This window comes from Faecalicatena contorta, from assembly GCF_021531995.1.
GTDB classification, from domain to species: Bacteria; Bacillota; Clostridia; order Lachnospirales; family Lachnospiraceae; genus Dorea_A; species Dorea_A contorta_A.
The window spans coordinates 1-2668 of sequence record NZ_JAFBIZ010000193.1 but is presented as its reverse complement, the minus strand read 5'-3'; the positions used below and the strand labels follow the sequence as shown (position 1 = coordinate 2668).

The 2668-nt window shown below is 42.2% G+C and carries 4 protein-coding genes; all 4 read left to right on the top strand.

What is annotated here, in order from left to right:
• The first annotated feature begins 170 nt into the window (after positions 1 to 170).
• The 4 genes from JQM82_RS14980 to JQM82_RS14965 all read left to right on the top strand — a co-directional run bounded on the left by JQM82_RS14980 (position 171) and on the right by JQM82_RS14965 (position 2498).
• Positions 171 to 605, top strand: a complete 435-nt coding sequence (locus JQM82_RS14980; RefSeq protein ID WP_235251205.1) for an RrF2 family transcriptional regulator — start codon at positions 171 to 173, stop codon at positions 603 to 605.
• Between the two features lie 187 nt (positions 606 to 792).
• A complete protein-coding gene (locus tag JQM82_RS14975) occupies positions 793 to 993 on the top strand; it encodes a hypothetical protein (RefSeq protein WP_331472928.1) in 201 nt (66 codons plus the stop codon).
• Positions 994 to 1091: 98 nt separating this feature from the next.
• The gene (gene cysK, locus JQM82_RS14970; RefSeq protein WP_235251204.1) at positions 1092 to 2024 is read left to right on the top strand and encodes a cysteine synthase A; all 933 of its coding nucleotides are present in this window, start codon (positions 1092 to 1094) and stop codon (positions 2022 to 2024) included.
• A 27-nt stretch (positions 2025 to 2051) separates the two neighbouring features.
• Positions 2052 to 2498, top strand: coding sequence for an RrF2 family transcriptional regulator (locus JQM82_RS14965; protein WP_235251203.1), 447 nt, complete (start codon positions 2052 to 2054; stop codon positions 2496 to 2498).
• Positions 2499 to 2668: the final 170 nt, after the last annotated feature.

Sequence of the window (2668 nt, the reverse complement as noted above, 5' to 3'; positions counted from 1 at the left end):
GATAACGAGAGGATAGAAAAGCATAAATATAAATTTTTTTGTATACATATTCCGAACAGAATAAATCTGATGGGAATGCTTGGATATTGAGGAAAAATGTGATAAAATTACAACTAAATGTAGTTAATTCAAGTAATTTTGGAAAGAATGTTGGTGTGAGGTGACAATTTATGAAAGTATCAACAAAAGGTCGGTATGCCCTGCGAATTATGATTGATCTTGCAGAGCACGAAAATGGAGAATATATCCGTCTGAAAGATATATCTGCAAGGCAGGGAATTACGTTAAAGTATATGGAACAGATCATGCCACTTCTTACGAAGGCTGGCTATGTTCGAAGCTACCGGGGGAATAACGGAGGATATATGTTGGCAAAGCCGGCCGGTGAATATACGGCAGGTGATATTATCCGTACCACAGAGGGAAGTCTGGCTCCGATTGCATGTCTGGACGATCAGCCCAATCGATGTGAGAGAAAAGATCAGTGTGCAACGATTACTTTCTGGGAAGGATTGTGGAATGTGATTAATGAATATGTTGACAGTGTGACTCTGGAAGATCTGATAAAGCAGCATCGGGCGATGCCGGGATATGAGGAAATCTAATCTGCCGGGGGCAACAGGATGTATAGATAGAGGAGAACGGGGATTGTCGCAAAATATGTTTCTGTTATTTTGCAACAATCCTTTTTTCGTGTTTTATTATGGAAAATAGAGCTAAAAAAGTAAAAGAGCTGATGCTGGACAGACTGGGAGTGGATCATTTTGAGATTCGACAGAAAAAGGATCTGGAATGAAAGGAATCGGTACTGTGCCGATGACATTTATCCGGGCACCTTACATTGCAGATGCAGAAGGTCAGGCTGAAGTGCTGGCAGAAGTGGATGGAAGAATTGTAGCTGCAAGGCAGGGAAATCAATTGGTGACGGCATTCCACCCGGAACTGGATGATGATCTTCGTGTTCACCAATACTTTCTGAATATGATTTGTTAAAATGAACAAAACATAGTTGACAAATAGGATATTGAGTGATATATTAACTTCAACAAGAAAAAAGCATACTGAAAAGATAGGAAAGGTAGGAGAATATAATGTCAAAGATTTATAAAGGAGCCCTGGAATTGATCGGTAATACGCCGCTTGTTGAAGTTAAGAATATAGAAAAAGAGCTTGGACTGGAAGCGAGAGTTCTGGTAAAGCTTGAATACTTCAATCCGGCAGGAAGTGTGAAAGACAGAATTGCAAAAGCCATGATTGAAGATGCAGAAGCCAAGGGAGTATTAAAAGAAGGTTCTGTTATCATTGAACCAACATCCGGAAATACAGGAATCGGTCTTGCGTCCATAGCGGCAGCAAAGGGATATAGAATCATCCTTACTATGCCGGAGACGATGAGTGTTGAGCGAAGAAATATCCTGAAAGCATATGGTGCAGAGATTGTCCTTACAGAAGGCGCAAAAGGAATGAAGGGAGCTATTGCGAAAGCAGAGGAACTTGCAAAGGAGATTCCGGACAGCTTCATTCCGGGTCAATTTGTAAATCCTGCGAATCCGGAAGCACATAGAAGTACAACAGGACCGGAGATTTGGAATGATACAGACGGAGCGGTGGATGTGTTCATAGCAGGCGTCGGAACGGGCGGAACATTGACAGGTATCGGTGAGTATCTGAAATCTAAGAAGCCGGAAGTTCAGATCGTGGCTTTGGAACCATCTGCGTCTCCGGTACTTTCTGAAGGTCAGGCAGGTCCGCATAAGATTCAGGGAATCGGAGCAGGTTTTGTACCGGATGTTCTCAATACAGGCGTGTATGATGAGATATATAAAGCAGAGGCAGAAGAAGCTTTCCAGACAGCAAAGCTACTTGCAAAAAAGGAAGGTGTGCTGGTAGGTATTTCCTCTGGAGCAGCACTTGCCGGAGCAATTGCACTTGCGAAACGTCCGGAGAATAAAGGAAAGACGATTGTGGCGTTACTTCCAGATTCCGGAGACAGATATTATTCAACCCCATTGTTTACAGAATAATCAGGAACAGGAGCTTGGAGATATTATATGAAATTATCAAAAAAGAGCAGATATGGTCTGCGGGCACTCATTGATCTGTCCGTGAATTCCAAGCATGAGCAGGTAGCACTTAACAGCATTGCAGAGCGTAATCAGATATCTCCGCAATATCTGGAACAGGTATTTGCCGGTCTTAGAAAGGCTGGAATTGTAAAAAGCATCAAGGGATCACAGGGCGGCTATTTTTTGAGTCGTCCTGCCAGTGAGATATCGGTGGCTTCCGTAATTGAAGCGCTGGAGGGAAATTATCGTCTCGAAGATGAAGCGTTGCCGGAAGAAGGTGGCTGCAGGGCTAATATTCAGGCAATCCAGAATCTTTTGATTGATACTGTGAATCAAAAGACAGAGGAAATTCTCAATTCTATTACACTGCATGACCTGGAAAAAGAAGCACAGGAATACACGGATTACGGTCAGGATATGTATTATATCTGATTTTATGAATAACACTTTTAAAGTGCGTGAAAAATCCTTTTGGAGGGGGCGTTGCAAAATAGATGAGTAATCATCTATGGAGCATCGCTCTCTTTTTGTGTCTGAAAACAGAAAACGGACTCCGAAGAGTCCGTCAATCATGGTATAATAAGTTATGACGAGTAACTTAA